Origin of the sequence: Sphingomonas sp. MMS12-HWE2-04 (genome assembly GCF_044881185.1) — a bacterium.
In the GTDB taxonomy this organism is placed as follows: Bacteria; Pseudomonadota; Alphaproteobacteria; order Sphingomonadales; family Sphingomonadaceae; genus Sphingomonas.
In genome coordinates this window covers 3,404,095-3,420,511 of the sequence record NZ_CP173254.1, presented here as the reverse complement: position 1 = coordinate 3,420,511, position 16,417 = coordinate 3,404,095, and the positions used below count along the sequence as shown (strand labels likewise).

Genomic DNA, 16,417 nt, shown 5'->3' with positions numbered 1-16,417 from the left:
ATGCTCGCTCCCGGCTTTACCGGCAACACGGTCGACCGCGCCGATCGCGTCCGCCATGAACCTGCGCTTCTCGATGCCGCGCTGGCGGATCCGCGCGCGCGGCTGCTAGTCCTCGACGGGCTCGATCCGCAGCTCGACGATGCCGGGCGGCTGATCTGGTCCACGTTGGACGCGGCCGAGGGGCAGCGGCTCTTCTTGGGGTTCGCCCAGGATGGCGCGCCGCTGTTCGCCCATACGCTGGCACCCGGCGCGCCAGTGCCCGCCGGGCGATCGCCGGCCCTGTTCGCGATGCTCGATCGGTTCGAGGCATCGGATGCCGCGCTCTATGCCGGGGCCCGCAGCCTGGTCGACTGGCATGGTCGCCACGGCTTCTGCGCCAATTGCGGCACCGCCACCGCGATCTTCCGCGCCGGCTGGGCACGGATATGCCCGAATTGCGGCGCGGAGCATTTTCCGCGCGTCGATCCCGTGGTGATCATGGTCGCCGAACATCAGGGCCGCGCGCTGCTCGGCCGCCAGCCGCCCTGGCCACAGGGCCGCTATTCGGCGCTCGCCGGTTTTCTCGAGGTCGGCGAATCGATCGAGGAAGCAGTCGCGCGCGAGATCCACGAAGAGGCGGGCGTGCGCGTGCGCAACGTGCGCTATGTCGCCAGCCAGCCCTGGCCCTTCCCGTCGTCGTTGATGATCGCCTGCATCGCCGAGGCCGAGGAGGATGCGCTGACGATCGATACCAACGAACTCGAGGACGCACGCTGGTTCACCCGCGAAGAGGTGGCGCTGGCGCTGGCCCGCGATCCCGCTGCTCCGTTCGGCGCGGCACCACCCTACGCCATCGCGCACACGCTACTCACCGCCTGGGTAGGGCGCTAGTCCTCCTCGCCCATGGGCTGCGTCGTCCAACTGGCATAGAGCGTCGGCACCGCCGAATAGAGCACCATCAGCGTGAAGCTGAGCGCGCGGAGCTGGTCGAGCAGCGCGAATTTCGACCAGTTCTGGAGCATCGCCAGCCCGAACAGCAGCCAGATGCCGGCCATCGCTGCGACGCTGGTTGCCGCGAAGCCGGCAAGAAACGCCCGGCTGCGCAACGCGCGATCGAATTCGTCGACGCGATCGGGCGCCCCCCAAGGCTTGAGCGGCCCGGAGAGCGGCAGCATCACGGCGATCGAGAAGCCGGCCATGATCAGCGCAAATCCGAGCGGTGCGATCTCGGCACGGATGAGCCCCAACAGCATCCCGCTGCCGGCGAGCGCCAGCGCGAGCACCGGAGGCCAGCGCAGATGGCGTCGCCGCTGGGTGCCGCGGGCGAGTCCGGGCACGCCGGTACGCTCGGCGGCCGCATCGAGCCGGGCGAAGAAGCGTTGGTTGAACTTGGTCATGACGTGCCTCCGCTATTCGGATGCACCCGCGCGGCGCAGCGCCGCCGCGACGGGTTCGAAGGGTTCGAAGGAAAACAGCAGCTCGATCGACACGTCGAACACCCGCGCGATCTTCATCGCGAGCTCTAGACTGGGGCTGTAGTCGCCGCGTTCGAGATAGCCGATCGTCTGCGGGTTCACGCCCACGCAATCCGCCAAGGTGCGCCGACTCATCGCGCGCTCGGCGCGAAAGACTGCGATACGGTTGTGGATTTGAGTCACTTGAGCGAATAACCTGTATATATGTTGTCTTTACACAACAATTCCAGGTAAATGTCAACATGCTCCGCTCGAGCCCGCGTTCGCGGTCTCAGGGGCGTTCGCGCGCCTGCGGATAGGTGCCGAGCAGCCGCATCCATTTCGAGTGGAACTTGAGCTCTTCCAGTGCGCGGTCAACGGTCGGCTCGCCGGGGCCGCCGACGATATCGGCGTAGAATTCGGTCGCGGCGAAGCTGCCGCCGCGCTGGTAGCTCTCCAGCTTGGTCATGTTGACGCCGTTGGTCGCGAACCCGCCCAATGCTTTGTAGAGTGCAGCCGAGACGTTCTTCACTTCGAACACGAAGGTGGTCATGAACGGCCCCTGGTCGGGCAGCGGGCGCGGATCGCGGGCGAGCACGACGAAGCGTGTCATATTGTGCTCGGCATCGGCCAGGTCGGTCTCGAGCAGGTTCAGGCCGTACAGTTCGGCAGCGCCCGGCGGGGCGAGCGCCGCAACGGCAGGATCGGCGAGCTCGGCGACCACTGCGGCGGCACCCGCAGTGTCGGGATAGGCGACCGGGGCGATCCCGCGCGCCTTCAGCCAGTGGCGGCACTGGCCCAGCGCCTGCGGGTGGCTCATCGCCTCGCGCACCGTGTCGATCGTGCGGGTGCCCATCAGCCCATAGCGGATCGGCAGGAAATGCTCGCCGACGATCGTCAGCCCCGATTCCGGCAGAAGGAAGTGGATGTCGGCGACGCGGCCGTGCAGCGAATTCTCGATCGGGATCATCGCGCAGTGGGCGCGGCCTTCCTTCACTGCGTCGATCGCATCCTCGAACGAGAAGCAGGGGAGCGGCAGCCCGTCGGGAAACACCTCCAGTGCGGCGATGTGCGAATTGGCGCCGGGGGCACCCTGATAGGCAACGGCGCGCAGCGGCGCGGCTTCGGCCTTGGCGGTCATGGCCGCGACGATCGGTCGCGCGGGGGCGGCGAAATTCTCCATTGCGCCGGGCGCTAGCTTGGTCTTGCGCAACCAGCAAGCCGCGGCTTGCGGTCGTCCCTGACGCGATCTAAGGATCGCACAACTTACGCGCAGGGGCATGCAATGAACGATCGGTTCAATACGATTGCAGGTTGGGCTCTGGCCGGCGGCATTGCTGCACTCGGCCTTTCGATCGTCAGCGGCATGATCTTCCATTCCGAGCGCCCTGAGAAGATGGGCTATGCCATCGAAGGCGTCGAAAGCGGCGAGGGCGGCGGCGCGGCTGCCGCAGAGCCGATCGCCGTGCGCCTCGCCAAGGCCGATCCGGCCAAGGGCGCCGATGTGTTCAAGCAGTGCACCGCCTGCCATTCGATCAACCAGGGCGGCGCCAACGGCATCGGCCCCAACCTCTATGCCACGATGGGCGAGGGTATCGCCCAGGGTAAGGGCGGCTATGCCTTTTCCGACGCGCTCAAGGCGGTCGGCGGCAATTGGGACTTCGACAAGATGGACGCGTGGCTGACCAGCCCGCGCAAGTTCGCCGCGGGCACCAAGATGACCTTTGCCGGTCTCGCCGATCCGCAGGCGCGCGCCAACGTCATCGCCTATCTCAACAGCCAGGGCTCGAACCTGCCGCTGCCGGCCGCACCCGCGGCGGGCGAGCCGCCGGCGGACAATGCCGCCGAGGCCAACGCCACCGCAGGGCTCGATACGGCCAATCTGTCGGACCAGGCGACGCCGGGCGAAGGCACCCCTGCCAAGAGCCCGCAGGCTGCGATCCAGGCCGAGAAGCGCCCCGAGCTTCCCAAGAGCCACTGAGCGTCTCAGCCCAGGCGATCATCGAGAAGGGGCGGCGCGGCCGCCCCTTTCGTGTCAGGCCCGCGTCTCGCGATCGCGCCAGAAGTCCTGGACGATCTCCCAGCCTTCCTCGGCGGTCTCGACGAAGCGGAACAGGTTGAGGTCACGCGGAGAAATAACGCCTTCGTCGCACAGCGCCTCGAAATTGACGACGCGCTGCCAGAACTCCTTGCCGTAGAACAGCACCGGGATCGGCTGGACCTTGCCGGTCTGGATCAGCGTCAGCAGCTCGAAACTCTCGTCGAACGTGCCGAACCCGCCTGGGAACACCGCCACCGCGCGAGCGTGCAGCAGGAAGTGCATCTTGCGCAGCGCGAAATAGTGGAACTGCATCGAGAGGCCGGGGGTCACATAGGGGTTCGGCGCCTGCTCGTGCGGCAACACGATGTTGAGCCCGATCGATTCGGCGCCGACATCCTGGGCGCCGCGATTCGCTGCTTCCATGATCGAGGGGCCGCCGCCCGAAGTGACCACGAAGTGCCGCTTGCCCGCTTCGTCGACCGGGAAGTTGCTCACCAATTGGGCGAGCTCGCGCGCGACATCGTAATAATGCGACTTGGCGATCAGCCGCTCGGCGATCCGCTTCTGCTGCGGCGTGTCGGCAAGCTCGAGCAGCGCCTGCGCCTTGCTCGGCTCGGGGATCCGCGCCGAGCCATACATCACGAAAGTCGAGGCGATATTGGCTTCGTCGAGGATGAGCTGGGGCTTGAGCAGCTCGAGCTGGAAGCGCACCGGCCGCAAGTCCTCGCGCAGCAGGAAGTCCATGTCCTGGAAGGCGAGCCGATAGGCGGGATGTTCGGTCTGCGGCGTCCCGCTCGCGGTGTTGGCGGACTCGGCCTCCTGCTGGGCCGGGGCGAAGACGCGGCTGGGTACGCGTGTGTCGTTGCTCATTTGGTTCCGCTTAGGGCCAATGCCGCCCGCCTGCAAACCCCCAGGCGGAGCTTGGCATTGAGCCCGGCGGCAGTTGCGCCTATGCGCGCGGACATGACCGTCCATTTCCACGAAGAAGACCTGCCCGCCGATGTGTTCGCGCCGGGCGCCTCGATCGCCGTCGACACCGAGACGATGGGGCTGATCACGCCGCGCGACCGGTTGTGCGTCGTCCAGCTGTCCGACGGTTCGGGCGACGAGCATCTCGTCCGCTTCGGCCCGCATTCGGCCTATGACGCGCCCAATCTGCGCGCGGTGCTCACCGATCCAGAACGACTGAAGCTCTATCACTTCGCGCGCTTCGATCTCGCCGCGATCCGCTTCTATCTCGGTGTCATCGCGGCGCCGGTCTATTGCACCAAGATCGCGTCGCGGCTGGTGCGCACCTATACCGATCGCCATGGACTCAAGGATCTCGCCCGCGAGCTGGTCGGCGCCGAAATCTCGAAGCAGCAACAGTCGTCGGACTGGGGCGGTCCCGATCTTTCGGACGCGCAAAAGGATTATGCCGCCTCCGATGTTCGCTATCTTCATGCGATGAAAGTGGAACTAGACAAGCGTCTCGAGCGTGAAGGACGCATGCCGCTCGCCCAAGCCTGTTTCGATTTCTTGCCCTGGCGGGCGGAGCTCGATCTGGCGGGCTGGCCGGAGGTCGACATCTTTGCCCATATGTAACGCCGCACTGGCGCTGTTCGGCTGCGAACCCCACATGGCCTCGCATGTCTGACGTCGCCGCACGCCTCCGCTCGCAAAAGCGTGGATGGGCCCATCCGGGCAGTCATCACGACAAGGCAGTGCGCCTCGGGCTCATCCTGCTGCCGATCGGGATCGGCGTGCTCGCCGCCTTCCTGGTCATCGCGCCGCTGCTGATGGGCGCCGAATCCAGTTTCCTGCTCGACAAGAACCGCGTCGATATGGCGAGCGAGCGGCTGCGGATCGATCGTGCCGATTATCGCGGCGCGGACGCCAAGGGGCAGCCCTTCCATCTCCATGCCGGCGAGGCGGTGCAGAAGAGCTCGGCCGAGCCGGTCGTCCAGCTACGCGACCTGACCGCGGAGATATTGCTTCCCGAGGGTCCGGCTTCGGTGAAGGCCGATCACGGCCATTACGACATGGATAAGGAGCAGGTCGCGGTCGACGGGCCGATCCGCTTCCAGACGACCGATGGCTATACGCTCGACACCCATGACGCCACGCTCGACCTCAAGACCCGGCAGATGGCGAGCGGCGGCCGCGTGAGCGGCACCACGCCCAGCGGCCAGTTCAGCGGCGACAAGCTGACTGCCGATCTCGAACAACGCACCGTCAAGCTCGACGGCAATGCGCGCTTGCGGATATTTCCGAAGCGCGCAAATAGGCGCTGATGATCCGGGGTTCCGCCATGTACGCGCTAGCACTTCCCATCGCGCTCGCCGCCTCGGCGTCGGCCGCCGCGCAGACGCGCCACGATTCGTCGGCGCCGATCGATTTCAGCGCGACGCATATCGAGCTGCAGGACAAGGCCAATCGCGCGCTGCTGAGCGGCAACGTCGTGATCAAGCAGGCCGAGATGACGCTCACCGCGGCGCGCGTCACGGTCGCCTATACCGGCCAGATCGCCAACGGCTCTCCGGAAGTCTCGCGGCTCGATGCCTCGGGCGGCGTCACCGTGGTACGCCCGGATCAGACCGCGCGCGCGCAATATGGCGTCTATGACGTCAATCGCCGGGTGATCACGATGATCGGCGGCGTTACGCTGCGCCAGGGGTCCAACACCGTCACCGGCGCGCGGCTGTCGATCGATCTCGACACCGGCCGCGCGACGATCGACGGGTCGGGCGTCGGCGGCAGCAGCGCCGCATCCGGCCAGCCCGGCGTGAGCAGTAGCGGCGGCCGCGTCACCGGCCGCTTCTCGGTGCCCAAGCGCAACACGAACAGCGGCACCAGCGGCACGCTTTCGCCCGCGCCCAAGCAATAGTCGGCGTTTTTCCACACTCCGCCGCACTTGCTCTTTCCACGCGCGGATTCTTCATGCAGGAATCCTGCCAATCGCGCCGTCCGGCAACGGGCGGCGGCGTGGTCCAATTGAGGACAGCTAGATGAACGATGTCGCCGTCGCCGCGCCCGAAACCTCGGCTCCCGATCCGGCGCCGCTGCCCGAAAAAGGGCTGGCGGTCGTCTCGATCGCAAAGTCGTATGACAAGCGCGTGGTGTTGACCGACGTCTCGGTCTCGGTCGGCCGCGGCGAAGTGGTCGGCTTGCTCGGCCCCAACGGCGCGGGCAAGACGACGTGCTTCTATTCGGTGATGGGGCTGGTGAAGCCGGATTCGGGCCGGATCATGCTCGATGGCGAAGACATCACCAAGCTGCCGATGTATCGCCGCGCGATCCTGGGCCTCGGCTATCTTCCGCAGGAAACCTCGATTTTTCGCGGCATGACCGTGGAGAACAACATCCTCGCCGTGCTCGAGCTCGCCGAGCCCGACAAGTCGGCGCGCCAGGCGCGGCTCGATCAGCTGCTCGACGAGTTCGGCCTCACCCGGCTGCGCAACGCGCCGTCGATGGCCCTTTCGGGCGGCGAGCGCCGCCGCGCCGAGATCGCCCGCGCGCTTGCCGCCGATCCGACGATCATCCTGCTCGACGAGCCGTTTGCCGGCATCGATCCGATCTCGATCTCGGACATTCGCGATCTCGTCATCCAGCTCAAGCAGCGCGGCATCGGCGTGCTGATCACCGATCACAACGTCCGCGAGACGCTCGAAATCGTCGATCGCGGCTACATCATCTATGACGGGCGCGTGCTGTTCGCCGGCTCGCCCGACGATCTCGTCCGCGACGAGAATGTCCGCCGTCTCTATCTGGGCGAAAGTTTCGAGCTGTAGGGATGGTGGTGTCGACCAACCTCGTTCGTGCTGAGCTTGTCGAAGCACCGTTGTTCGCAACGGCCTTTCGACAAGCTCAGGTCGGACGGAGGCTGGGCCAATGAGTCTCGCGCCTCGCCTCGATCTACGCCAGTCGCAATCGCTGGTGATGACGCCGCAGCTTCAGCAGGCGATCAAGCTGCTGGCGCTGTCGAACCTGGAGATCGAGACCTTCATCGCCGAAGAGCTTGAGAAGAACCCGCTGCTCGATGCCCAGCCGGGTGGCGGCGACGAGGGCGCCGATCCCGTCCCCGTCGAGCCCGCATCCGACGATGGCGCGCGCGACGGCCCCGCCGATGCCGGCGAGCTGATCGCGGGCGGTGGCGAGGCGGCGGGCGAGGCTGCGCTCGACGTCGATTTCACGGCCGAGACCTTCCATCATGACAGCGCCGCCGATTCGGTCGGCGGTCTCGATGGCAGCCTGGGGCTGAGCGGCGCTGGCGGTGGCGGCTCCGAGGACGGCCCCGATTTCGACAATTTCGGCAGCGCCGCGCTCAGCCTTGCCGATCATCTGATGGCGCAGGCCGGCGCCAGCATCGACGGTGCCGAACTGTTCATCGCCGCGCATCTGATCGACCAGATCGACGAGTGCGGTTATCTCACCGCCTCGTTGCTCGACGTCGCCAGCCGGCTCAACGTGCCGCTCGTGCGGGTCGAGGCGGTGCTCGGTGTCATTCACAGCTTCGATCCCACCGGCGTCGGCGCGCGCGATCTCGCCGAATGCCTCGCGCTCCAGGCCAAGGAAGCCGATCGCTACGATCCGTGCATGGCGCGGCTGATCGACAATCTCGATCTCGTCGCGCGCGGCGATCTCGCCCGGCTCAAGCGCATCTGCAACGTCGACGACGAGGATCTGGCGGACATGATCCGCGAGCTGCGCAATTACGATCCCAAGCCGGGCTGCCGCTATGGCGGCGAGCCGACCCTGGCGGTGGTGCCGGACATCTTCGTCGCGCGTCGGGGCATGAACTGGGCCGTCGAGATCAACGCCGCCACGCTTCCCCGCGTGCTCGTCAATCGCGCTTATTATGCCGAGATTTCGGGCGGCAAGCAGGACAAGACCAGCAAGGCCTGGCTGTCGGACATGCTCGCCAGCGCCAATTGGCTGGTCAAGGCGCTCGATCAGCGCCAGCGCACGATCATCAAGGTCGCCGGCGAGATCGTGAAGCAGCAGGAGGCGTTCTTCCTCAAGGGCGTCGCGCATCTCCGCCCGCTCACGCTGCGCCAGGTCGCCGACGCGATCGAGATGCACGAATCGACCGTCAGCCGCGTCACTTCGAACAAATATCTCAGCTGCGCGCGCGGGCTGTTCGAGCTCAAATATTTCTTCACCAGCGCGATCCAGTCGTCCGAGGGCGGCGACGCGGTCTCGGCCGAGGCCGTGAAGAGCGCGATCAAGGCACTGATCCAGGCCGAGGATCCCAAGAAGATCCTTTCCGACGATACGCTGGTCGAGCTGCTCAACGCCAAGGGTTTCGACATCGCCCGGCGCACCGTCGCCAAATATCGCGAGGCGCTGGGAATCGGCAGCTCGGTGCAGCGCCGGCGCCAAAAGGCACTCGAAGGGGTCGGCTGATTGACCGCCTATCGGCGCGGCGTTGCTATAATGAGGAAATGAGTGCCCACTATACGATAGACGTAGAGCCGAGCCGCGACCTGATCCGCATCCAGCTGAGCGGCTTCTTCACCGAGGCGGACTTTGCCGGCCTTCTCGCCGCGCGTTCGGCCGCGCACGCCCAGCTCAACTGCAGACCCAACCAGCATGTGACGCTCACCGACGTGCGCGACATGAAGATCCAGGCGCAGGAAATGGTCGAAGCGTTCCGCGCGATGATCGCGGACCCGAGCTATCGGGCGAAGCGGCTGGCGTTCGTCGTCAGCCCGACGCTGGCCCGCAGCCAGCTGGTGCGCGCGGTAGGCGCACGCGACGCGCATTTCTTCGAGGACATGGGCGAGGCCGAGGCGTGGCTGCGCACCGGCATCGAGCGCGACCGGGCGGCCTGAGCCTTAGTCGTCTTCGTCTTCGAACCCCACCAGCTCCAGCGCCCGGGCGCGGATCTGGTGCATCCGGCACCAATGGACCAGCGCGTCCTCGCGGCCATGCGTCACCCACACTTCCTTGGGCTCCAGCTCGCGAATCGTCTCGGTCAGCTCGTCCCAATCGGCATGGTCGGAGAGGATCAGCGGCAGCTCGACATTGCGCTGGCGGGCGCGCTGGCGGACGCGCATCCAGCCCGATGCCATCGCGGTGATCGGGTCGGGCAGGCGGCGCGACCAGCGATCGTTGAGCGCGCCCGGCGGGGCGAGGATGATCCGCCCCTGTAGCTCGGCCTTGGCGACGCCGGTGGCGGGGCGCAGCTCGCCGAGGTCGACGCCGAGCTCGACATAGAGGTCGCACAACCGCTGCAGCGCGCCGTGGATATAGATGGGATCGTCGAACCCCATCACGCGCAGCTCCTTGATCACCCGCTGCGCCTTGCCCAGGGCATAGGCGCCGACCAGCACGCAGCGCGTCGGATTGGCGCGCAGGCCGCTCAGCAGCTTGTCGAGCTCGTCATGCGTTTCGGGATGGCGGAACACCGGCAGCCCGAAGGTCGCCTCGGTGACAAAGATGTCGCACGGCACCGGCTCGAAGCGCGCGCAGGTCGGGTCCTCGCGGCGTTTGTAATCGCCCGAGACGACGATGCGCTCGCCCTGATGCTCCAGCACGATCTGCGCCGATCCCAGCACATGCCCGGCGGGGACGAAGCGCACGGTGATGCCCCCTGTCGAAAACCCCTCGCCATACGGCACCGGCTGGCCGTTCTGCGGGCCATAGCGCGCCGCCATGATCGCCAGCGTCTCGGGTGTCGCCCACACCTTGGCATGCCCGCCGCGGGCGTGATCGGCATGGCCATGGGTAACCCAGGCGCGCTCGACCGGCTGCGAGGGGTCGATCCACGCGTCCGCCGCGGGAAGGTAGATGCCCGTCGGGCGCGGTTCGATCCATCTTCCCAGGGCCATGGCGTCTCTATGTCCGGCGGGCCCAACGGTTCCCGCGGGATCGCAAAGACGCGGCCGCGTGCCTAGATTGGGTACAGTGACGATTCCCGATCTTCCCCCCGTGCTGGCAGAATGGTTCGTGTCGCGCGGCTGGTCGCCGCGGCGGCACCAGCGCGACATGCTCGCCGCCGCGCGTGCCGGCCGCCACGCGCTGCTCGTCGCCCCCACCGGCGCGGGCAAGACGCTGGCGGGTTTCCTGCCCAGCCTCTCCGATCTGGTCGAGGCCCCGCATGACGGGCTCCACACGCTCTACATCTCGCCGCTCAAGGCGCTTGCGGTCGACGTCCAGCGCAATCTGTTGACGCCGATCGACGAGATGGGCCTGCCCATCCGCGTCGAGACCCGCACCGGGGATACCCCGCACGAGAAAAAGGTCCGCCAGCGCGCCCGTCCGCCGCAGATCCTGCTGACCACGCCCGAATCCTTGAGCCTGCTGCTATCCTACGAAGACAGTCTGACGATGTTCGCCGGGCTCAAGACCGTGGTGATCGACGAGGTCCACGCCTTCGCCACCGGCAAGCGCGGCGACCTGCTCGCGCTCGCACTTGCCCGGCTCCAGCGACTCGTGCCCGGGCTGCGCCGCGTCGCGCTGTCCGCCACCGTCGCCGATCCCGACGGCTATCGCGCCTGGCTCGCGCCCTATGGCGATATCGACGCGGTGACGCTGGTCCAGGGCGAGAAGGGTGCCGATCCCGATATCGCGATCCTGCTTCCCGAAGGCCGCGTGCCCTGGGCCGGCCATTCGGGCGTCTATGCGATCCCCCAGGTGATGGCCGAGATCGAGACGCACAAGACGACGATCGTCTTCTGCAACACCCGCGGGCTGGCCGAGCTGGTCTTCCAGAACCTGTGGAAGGTCAACGAGCTCAAGCTGCCGATCGGCGTCCATCACGGCAGCCTCAGCCTCGAAGCCCGCCAGCGCGCCGAGCAGGCGATGGCCGAGGGCAAGCTGCGCGCATTGGTGGCGACCGCCAGCCTCGATCTCGGGGTCGATTGGGGCGATGTCGATTGCGTCGTCCAGATGGGCGCGCCCAAGGGATCGTCGCGGCTGCTCCAGCGCATCGGCCGCGCCAACCACCGGCTCGACGAAGCGTCCGAAGCGGTGCTCGTTCCCGGCAATCGCTTCGAATATCTCGAAGCCCGTGCCGCGCTCGACGCGGTCGAGAATGGCGAGCTCGATCCCGACGTCTTCCGTCCCGGCGCGCTCGACGTGCTCGCCCAGCACGTCATGGCCTGCGCCTGCGCCGCGCCGTTCGACGCCGCCGGGATGCTCGACGAAATTCGTGCCGCGCTCCCCTATTCAGCGCTCGAACAAGAGGTGTTCGACCGCGTCCTCAGCTTCATCGCCGATGGCGGCTACTCCTTGCGCGCCTATGACAAGTTCAAGCGGCTGACCCGCGACAAGGATGGGCTGTGGCGCGTCACAAAGCCCAGCTTCATTGCGCAGCATCGCCTCAATGCCGGGATCATCGTCGAGTCGCCGATGCTCGATGTCCGCTTCAAGAACGGCCGCCGGCTCGGCAAGGTTGAGGAGGCGTTCGGATCGAGCCTGTCGCCGGGCGATACCTTCTTCTTCGCGGGCCTGGCGCTGGAGGTCGAGCGGGTCGAGCTGACCGACCTGATCGTCCGCGCGAGCAGCAAGCAGGCGCGCTACGTCTCCTATATGGGCGCGCGGCTGGCGATCACCTCGACGCTTGCCGAGCGCGTGCGGGTCTTCCTCCACGATTCGAGCCAATGGCCGCGCTTCCCCGCTGACGTGCAGGAATGGCTCGAAGCCCAGCGCCGCCGCTCGGCGCTGCCGGCGCCCGGCCAGCTCCTCGTCGAGACCTTCCCGCACGAGGGCCGCCACCATATGGTCGCCTACAGTTTCGAAGGCTGGAATGCGCACCAGTCGCTGGGCATGCTGATCACGCGCCGGATGGAGGCGCTGGGGCTAAAGCCGCTCGGCTTCGTCGCCAATGACTATGCGCTGGCGGTCTACGGGCTGGAGAAGATCATCGACCCTGCGGCGCTGTTCTCCCCCGACATCCTCGAGCATGAGTTCGTCGATTGGGTGCAGCAATCCGCGCTATTGAAGCGCGCCTTCCGCGAAGTCGCGATCATCGGCGGACTGGTCGAGCGCCAGCATCCGGGCAAGAAGAAAAGCGGGCGCCAGGTCACCTTCTCGACCGACCTGATCTATGATGTGCTGCGCAAATACGAGCCCGATCATCTGCTGCTCAAGGCGGCCTGGGCCGATGCCCGCGCACGGATGACCGATGTCGGCCGCCTTGCCCGCCTGCTCGATACCGCTGCCGACACGATGCTGCATATCGATCTCGACCGCGTTTCGCCGATGGCGGTGCCGGTGCTGATCATGATCGGTCGCGAGAATGTGCCCCAGGGCACCGCAGAGGACGAATTGCTCGTCGAGGCCGAGGCGATCGTCGCGGAGGCGATGCGGCAGGATTGAGCCTGTTGCGCATTTCAATTGCTGCGCAATAATTGAAAGTATATCATCCAGGGATGATCGGAAACCTGAGCCCGTTCATGCTTCTGCTGTTGCCATTCTCGGCAACGATGGACGGGCACGGCCCGCAGGATCCCGAGATACCCACCATTCCCGCCGCCAATGTCGACGGCACGCTGATCGATCTCGGCGAGCTCGACGCGCGGCTCACCGTCAAGGTCGATGTCGGCCTCAAAGGTCCGTATAATTTCATCATCGATACCGGCGCCGAACGCACCGTTGTCTCGCGCGAGCTTGCCGGGGTGCTGCGGCTGGCGCCGGGCAATCCAGTGACGATCACTTCGATGTCCGGCACGGCGCGGGTCAACACCGTCGTCGTCCCCGATCTGTCGATCACCACGATCGGCCAGCTGCACACGGTGATCGCGCCGGCGCTGTTCGCGCGCAATCTTGGCGCGGCCGGGTTGCTCGGCATCGATACGCTGCGCAACCATCAGGTCTCGATCGATTTCGAGCGGGGCACCATGGCGGTGCGGCCGAGCGAGAAGCGCAAGAAATATGAGCGCCGCGATCCCAATGAGATCGTCGTCACTGCCAAGAGCCAGTTCGGCCAGCTGATCGTGACCGACGCCTATTACGGCAACACCCGCATCCAAGTGGTGCTCGACACCGGATCGCAAGTGACGATGGGCAACGGCGCGCTGCGCCGGCGCATCGGCAATCGTGCCGGCAAGCCCCAGCCGATCCAGCTGACCAGCGTCACCGGCGAGCAGACGATGGCCGCCTATACCTTCGTCCCCGACATCAAGGTTGGCGACGTCGCTTTCGGATCGATGCCGGTCGCCTTTGCCGATGTGAAGCCGTTCGAGCGCTTCGGGCTGACCGAGCGCCCGGCGCTGCTGCTCGGCATGGATTCGCTACGCAGCTTCCGCCGCGTCGATATCGATTTTCCCAATCGCCAGGTCCGCTTCCTGTTGCCCAAGGGCACGGCGCGGCAATCCTATTTCAACACGCCGCCGCTGCCCGGGGCCGGAGGCTTTCCGTCCAAGCCGTGACCGCGATTGACTCGGTACCCTGCCGGCTGCTTTTGTAATTGGCATGACCAATCTTTCGCGCGCGGCGCTTGCCAGCCTTCCCCCCGCGGTGCTTCGGCCCGGCCATGCGCCCGACGTGCTTGGCACGGGGATCGTCCATTTCGGCCCGGGCGCGTTTCACCGCGCGCATCAGGCCGCTTATGTCGATCGGTTGCTCGATAGAGATCCGCGCTGGGGGATTGCTGCGGTCTCGCTGCGCAGCGGGGGCACGACCGACGCACTCAAGCACCAGGACAGGCTCTACACACTCGCCATCCTCGATCGCGAACCGTCGCTGCGCGTGATCGCGGCGCATTCCGAAGCGCTGGGGCCAGGGGAGGGCGCGCGACTGCGCACGCTGCTCGCTGATCCGCAGGTCCGCATCGCCACCAGCACGGTGACCGAAAAGGGCTATTGCCTCGCTGCCGACGGCAGCCTCGATTTCGGCCATGCCGATATCGTCCATGACCTGGCGGGCGCGTCCGAGCCGCGCAGCGTGATCGGCTGGATCGTCGCCGGGCTCGCCGCGCGCCGCGCCGCGGGCGTGGCCCCGTTCGCGATGCTCTGCTGCGACAACATGACCGGCAATGGCGGCAAGCTTCGCGATGCCTGCGCGGCGTTCGCCCGCAACAGCGATGCCGGCCTGGCCGACTGGATCGAGTCGGAAGTCGCCTTCCCCAATTCGATGGTCGATTCGATCACCCCGGCAAGCGACGCTGCCTTCCTCGCCAAAATCCGCCACGATCTGGGCATCGACGATGCCGCTGCCGTCCAGCGCGAGGGCTTTGCCCAATGGGTGCTCCAGCGCTTCGACTTGCCCGACGGCCCCGATCTTGCCGCGGCGGGCGTGACGCTTACCGGCGACGTCCGGGGCTATGAGCAGGCCAAGCTGCGCATCCTCAACGGCGCGCATTCCAGCCTCGCCTATATAGGCCTGGCGCTCGGGCTGGAGACGGTGTTCGAGGCGATGTCCGATCCGGCGCTCGAGGCCTTTATCCATCGCCTCGTCCATTCGGACATCGCGCTGTCGCTCAACCCGGTCGAAGGGCTAGACGTGCAGCATTACGCCACCGAGGTGCTGAACCGCTTCCGCAATCCCGCGATCCGCCATCTGCTCAGCCAGATCGCCTGGGATGGCTCGCAGAAACTGCCCTATCGGCTGCTCGATACGATCCAGGACGCGCTCGACGCCGGCCGCAGCATCGATCGGCTGGCGGTGCCGATCGCCGCGTGGATCGCCTTTGTCCGCCGCAAGGCGCAAGCGCAGGAGACGATCACCGATCCGCTCGCCGAGGTGCTGGCCAGGGCGGCAACGGGCAGTGACGTTGCCACTGCGATGCTCGATCTGCGGCAGATATTCCCCGAACAACTCGCGCACGATCCGCGCTTTCGTCATGCGGTCGCCGATGCGCTGCTCCAGTTCCTCGACGGCCATGTCGAGGCGCTGCTCGCGCGCTAGAGCGGCTGGGGTACTCCTTCGCGCAGCACATGGGTGCATAGCTGCGCCTGCGGCGTATCCTCGGCCTCCAGCGCCGCGACGGTGACCCAGCCTTCGCTGCGCAGCCGCGCTGCCGCATCGCCGGGCGTGCCATAGGGCAGGAACAGCCGTCGCCGCTCGCCTGCCGCCAGCCCGGCATCGAGCATCGGATCGGCATAGAGCGAGAAGCCGACCGCGGGCTCGGCGCTGCCGCCGCCATGGACGACGTTATACGTGCCGCCGCGGCCGATCTCGCCGCGCACGCCGCGCGCGAAAATCGAGAAGCCCAGCCAGCTCTGGAATTCGAAGCCGTGCCGCTCGGTCGGGTCGAGCGTCAGCGCGACCTTGCCTTCGAGACCTTCGGCGATGCGGGCCAGCCCATCGATCCGGCTCGACAGCGCGTTGCCGGCATCGATCGCGCGCAGCCGCTCGATCGCGGCGTCGAACGGGCCCGCAGCCTCGACCAGCGGCAGATAGCGCGCGTCGATCGCAGCGACGCCGGCGGCATCCTTGGCATCGAGCCGCTCGCGCAGCGCTGCAAGCGTCGCCGCGTCGAGGCTGTCGCCCACCAAGGTGTCGATCAGGTCGGGCAAAGTGAAATCGAGCGATACCGAGAGGATCCCCGCCGCGTCGAGTGCCTCGATCGCGAGCTGGACGATCTCGCGCGCTGCGGCGACGGTGTCGCGGCCAATCAGTTCGCAGCCGATCTGGCGCATCGCGCGCCGCGGATCGAGCTCGCTGGCGGTGAGCTTGAGCACTTGCCCCGAATAGCTGAGCCGCACCGGGCGCGGATGGTGCGCCATCCGCGTCGCGGCGATGCGGCCGACCTGGGCAGTGAGGTCGGGCCGGATCGCCAGCGTGCGCTGCGACACCGGATCGACGAAGCGCACCGCGCCGCGCAGCCCGCCGCTGCTCAGCCGCGAGCCCAGCTCGTCGGCAAATTCGGCGAGCGGCGGATCGACCTGCTCATAGCCATAGCGACGGGCGACGCCGAGCACATGCGCCTCGAGGCGCGCCGCCGCATCGGCGGCGGGCGGCAACCGATCGTGAAACCCCTCGGGGAGAAGACCGCTCATCGCGCCGCCGCTAGCCT

Annotated in this window: 17 protein-coding genes; 11 read left to right on the top strand and 6 right to left on the bottom strand. The window is 66.9% G+C overall.

What is annotated here, in order from left to right:
- Positions 1-870, top strand: coding sequence for an NAD(+) diphosphatase (gene nudC, locus AB2M62_RS16040; RefSeq protein ID WP_404339980.1), 870 nt, complete (start codon positions 1-3; stop codon positions 868-870).
- On the opposite strand, the gene AB2M62_RS16035 is transcribed toward nudC, so the two are convergent.
- The 3 genes from AB2M62_RS16035 to AB2M62_RS16025 all read right to left on the bottom strand — a co-directional run bounded on the left by AB2M62_RS16035 (position 867) and on the right by AB2M62_RS16025 (position 2,616).
- Positions 867-1,376, bottom strand: coding sequence for a hypothetical protein (locus AB2M62_RS16035; protein ID WP_404335390.1), 510 nt, complete (start codon positions 1,374-1,376; stop codon positions 867-869). The genes nudC and AB2M62_RS16035 overlap by 4 nt on opposite strands.
- Before the next feature lie 12 nt (positions 1,377-1,388).
- The gene (locus tag AB2M62_RS16030) at positions 1,389-1,589 is read right to left on the bottom strand and encodes a helix-turn-helix transcriptional regulator (RefSeq protein ID WP_404335388.1); all 201 of its coding nucleotides are present in this window, start codon (positions 1,587-1,589) and stop codon (positions 1,389-1,391) included.
- A gap of 136 nt (positions 1,590-1,725) precedes the next feature.
- Positions 1,726-2,616, bottom strand: coding sequence for a prephenate dehydratase (locus tag AB2M62_RS16025; RefSeq protein ID WP_404339978.1), 891 nt, complete (start codon positions 2,614-2,616; stop codon positions 1,726-1,728).
- A gap of 102 nt (positions 2,617-2,718) precedes the next feature.
- Between AB2M62_RS16025 and AB2M62_RS16020 the strand changes: the two genes are divergently transcribed.
- A complete protein-coding gene (locus AB2M62_RS16020; RefSeq protein WP_404335386.1) occupies positions 2,719-3,414 on the top strand; it encodes a c-type cytochrome in 696 nt (231 codons plus the stop codon).
- A 54-nt stretch (positions 3,415-3,468) separates the two neighbouring features.
- Here AB2M62_RS16020 and AB2M62_RS16015 read toward each other — a convergent pair whose 3' ends face one another.
- On the bottom strand, positions 3,469-4,344 hold the full coding sequence (locus AB2M62_RS16015) for an LOG family protein (RefSeq protein WP_404335384.1): 876 nt from the start codon (positions 4,342-4,344) through the stop codon (positions 3,469-3,471).
- 93 nt (positions 4,345-4,437) lie between these two features.
- Here AB2M62_RS16015 and AB2M62_RS16010 point away from each other — a divergent pair, with 93 nt between their 5' ends.
- The 6 genes from AB2M62_RS16010 (at position 4,438) to AB2M62_RS15985 (ending at position 9,287) form a co-directional block, all read left to right on the top strand.
- Positions 4,438-5,058, top strand: a complete 621-nt coding sequence (locus AB2M62_RS16010; RefSeq protein ID WP_404335382.1) for a ribonuclease D — start codon at positions 4,438-4,440, stop codon at positions 5,056-5,058.
- A gap of 44 nt (positions 5,059-5,102) precedes the next feature.
- Positions 5,103-5,747 carry an LPS export ABC transporter periplasmic protein LptC gene (gene lptC, locus AB2M62_RS16005; RefSeq protein ID WP_404335379.1) on the top strand — a complete coding sequence of 215 codons (645 nt, stop codon included), beginning with the start codon at positions 5,103-5,105 and terminating at the stop codon, positions 5,745-5,747.
- Positions 5,747-6,340: an LptA/OstA family protein gene (locus AB2M62_RS16000; protein WP_404335377.1), complete on the top strand. Its 594-nt coding sequence runs from the start codon at positions 5,747-5,749 to the stop codon at positions 6,338-6,340. The genes lptC and AB2M62_RS16000 overlap by 1 nt, the downstream gene beginning before the upstream one ends.
- Positions 6,341-6,461: 121 nt before the next feature.
- Positions 6,462-7,244, top strand: a complete 783-nt coding sequence (lptB, locus tag AB2M62_RS15995) for an LPS export ABC transporter ATP-binding protein (protein WP_404335375.1) — start codon at positions 6,462-6,464, stop codon at positions 7,242-7,244.
- 100 nt (positions 7,245-7,344) lie between these two features.
- The gene (gene rpoN / locus AB2M62_RS15990) at positions 7,345-8,859 is read left to right on the top strand and encodes an RNA polymerase factor sigma-54 (RefSeq protein WP_404335373.1); all 1,515 of its coding nucleotides are present in this window, start codon (positions 7,345-7,347) and stop codon (positions 8,857-8,859) included.
- Between the two features lie 38 nt (positions 8,860-8,897).
- Positions 8,898-9,287, top strand: coding sequence for a hypothetical protein (locus AB2M62_RS15985; RefSeq protein ID WP_404335371.1), 390 nt, complete (start codon positions 8,898-8,900; stop codon positions 9,285-9,287).
- A 3-nt stretch (positions 9,288-9,290) separates the two neighbouring features.
- Here the strand turns inward: AB2M62_RS15985 and AB2M62_RS15980 are convergent, their stop codons facing one another.
- Positions 9,291-10,286, bottom strand: a complete 996-nt coding sequence (locus AB2M62_RS15980; protein ID WP_404335370.1) for a ligase-associated DNA damage response exonuclease — start codon at positions 10,284-10,286, stop codon at positions 9,291-9,293.
- A gap of 157 nt (positions 10,287-10,443) precedes the next feature.
- Here AB2M62_RS15980 and AB2M62_RS15975 point away from each other — a divergent pair, with 157 nt between their 5' ends.
- Genes AB2M62_RS15975 through AB2M62_RS15965 form a run of 3 tightly spaced genes read left to right on the top strand, consistent with a single transcriptional unit; the run spans position 10,444 to position 15,306 of the window.
- Positions 10,444-12,777 carry a ligase-associated DNA damage response DEXH box helicase gene (locus AB2M62_RS15975; RefSeq protein ID WP_404339976.1) on the top strand — a complete coding sequence of 778 codons (2,334 nt, stop codon included), beginning with the start codon at positions 10,444-10,446 and terminating at the stop codon, positions 12,775-12,777.
- A 53-nt stretch (positions 12,778-12,830) separates the two neighbouring features.
- The gene (locus tag AB2M62_RS15970; protein ID WP_404335368.1) at positions 12,831-13,829 is read left to right on the top strand and encodes a retroviral-like aspartic protease family protein; all 999 of its coding nucleotides are present in this window, start codon (positions 12,831-12,833) and stop codon (positions 13,827-13,829) included.
- A gap of 43 nt (positions 13,830-13,872) precedes the next feature.
- The gene (locus AB2M62_RS15965) at positions 13,873-15,306 is read left to right on the top strand and encodes a mannitol dehydrogenase family protein (RefSeq protein WP_404335367.1); all 1,434 of its coding nucleotides are present in this window, start codon (positions 13,873-13,875) and stop codon (positions 15,304-15,306) included.
- Here AB2M62_RS15965 and AB2M62_RS15960 read toward each other — a convergent pair.
- On the bottom strand, positions 15,303-16,400 hold the full coding sequence (locus AB2M62_RS15960; protein ID WP_404335365.1) for an ATP phosphoribosyltransferase regulatory subunit: 1,098 nt from the start codon (positions 16,398-16,400) through the stop codon (positions 15,303-15,305). The genes AB2M62_RS15965 and AB2M62_RS15960 overlap by 4 nt on opposite strands.
- Positions 16,401-16,417: the final 17 nt, after the last annotated feature.